The 1715-nt window shown below is 43.4% G+C and carries 1 pseudogene; it reads left to right on the forward strand.

The annotated features are described in order from the left end of the window. A pseudogene (locus tag XEN7305_RS00040) lies at positions 1-1715 on the forward strand (hypothetical protein); the annotation flags it as partial.

Consider the following 1715-nt stretch of genomic DNA (forward strand, 5'->3'; position numbering starts at 1 on the left):
CTTGATAGCGATCTTGGAACTACCATTGAAAATATTGGGACAGCAGATAGTGATCAAACTGACCCTGTTACTGATCCTGAAGGCATTGATGTCCCTGAGTCAGTCCTAGAAATTGTCAAAACTAACACCGGATTTACTGATAATGACGGTTCGGGAGATATTAGTGAAGGGGATTTTGTTCTCTACGATTTAACCGCCACTAATGTTGCTGTAGCCCTTGGAGGTGCCAATTTAACCAATGTAGTCATCACCGATGACCTCACAGGAGATACTTCAACTCCCTTGACCCTAGCACCAGGGGAATCAGATACCTTATCAGTTAGTTACACAGTTCAAGCAAGTGATCTGGGTACTACTATTGCCAACACTGGAGTTGCCGATAGTGACCAAACAGACCCTGTTACCGATCCTGAAGACGTTGATGTCCCCGAGTCAATCCTAGAGATTGTTAAAACTAACACTGGATTTACGGATAATGATATGTCAGGGGATATTAGTATCGGCGATGATGTTCTCTACGACTTGACTGCAACTAATACTCCTGTGGCCTTTGGTGGGGCGAATTTAACCAATGTGGTGATTAGCGATGATCTCACAGGAGACACTTCGGCTCCAGTGACCCTAGCACCGGGAGAATCTGATACTTTATCAGTGAGTTACACAGTTCAAGCAAGTGATCTGGGTACTACCATTGAAAATACTGGGACAGCAGATAGTGACCAAACTAACCCTGTTACCGATCCTGAATTTGTGCCTGTACCTGACTCAGATCTAGTAATCACCAAAACAAATACCGGATTTACTGATAATGATGGTTCGGGGGATATTAGTGTCGGTGATGATATTCTCTATGACTTGACCGCAACGAATATTGGTGGGGCGAATTTAACCAATGTGGTCATCAGCGATGATCTTACAGGGGATACCTCAACTCCTGCGACCTTGGCTCCTGGAGAATCGGATACTTTATCTGTTAGTTATACCGTTCAAGAAAGCGATCTTGGCACCACCATTGATAATATTGGGACAGCAGATAGTGACCAAACTGATCCAGTAGAAGATCCTGAAGCAGTTGATGTTCCTGAATCAGTTTTGGAAATAATCAAAATAAATACTGGATTTACCGATAATGATGGTTCAGGAGATGTCAGCGTTGGCGATGATGTTCTCTATGATTTAACTGCCACCAATATTGCGGTAGCCCTTGGTGGTGCTAATTTAACCAATGTAGTCATCACCGATGATCTCACAGGAGATACCTCAACTCCTGTGACCTTAGCTCCTGGAGAATCGGATACTTTATCTGTTAGTTATACCGTTCAAGAAAGTGATCTTGGGATAACTATTGCCAACACTGGAGTTGCTGATAGCGACCAAACTGAACCTGTTACCGATCCTGAAGGCGTTGATGTCCCTGAGTCAGTCCTGGAAATAATCAAAACTAACACCGGATTTACTGATAATGACGGTTCAGGAGATGTCAGCGTTGGTGATGATGTTCTTTATGACTTAACTGCAACCAATATTCCTGTGGCCTTTGGTGGTGCTAATTTAACCAATGTGGTGATTAGCGATGATCTCACAGGAGATACCTCAACTCCCGTGACTCTAGCACCAGGAGAATCTGATACTTTATCTGTCAGCTATACAGTTCAAGATAGCGATCTTGGAACTACCATTGCTAACACTGGAATTGCCGATAGTGATCAAACTGA

The organism is Xenococcus sp. PCC 7305 (assembly GCF_000332055.1).
In the GTDB taxonomy this organism is placed as follows: domain Bacteria; phylum Cyanobacteriota; class Cyanobacteriia; order Cyanobacteriales; family Xenococcaceae; genus Xenococcus.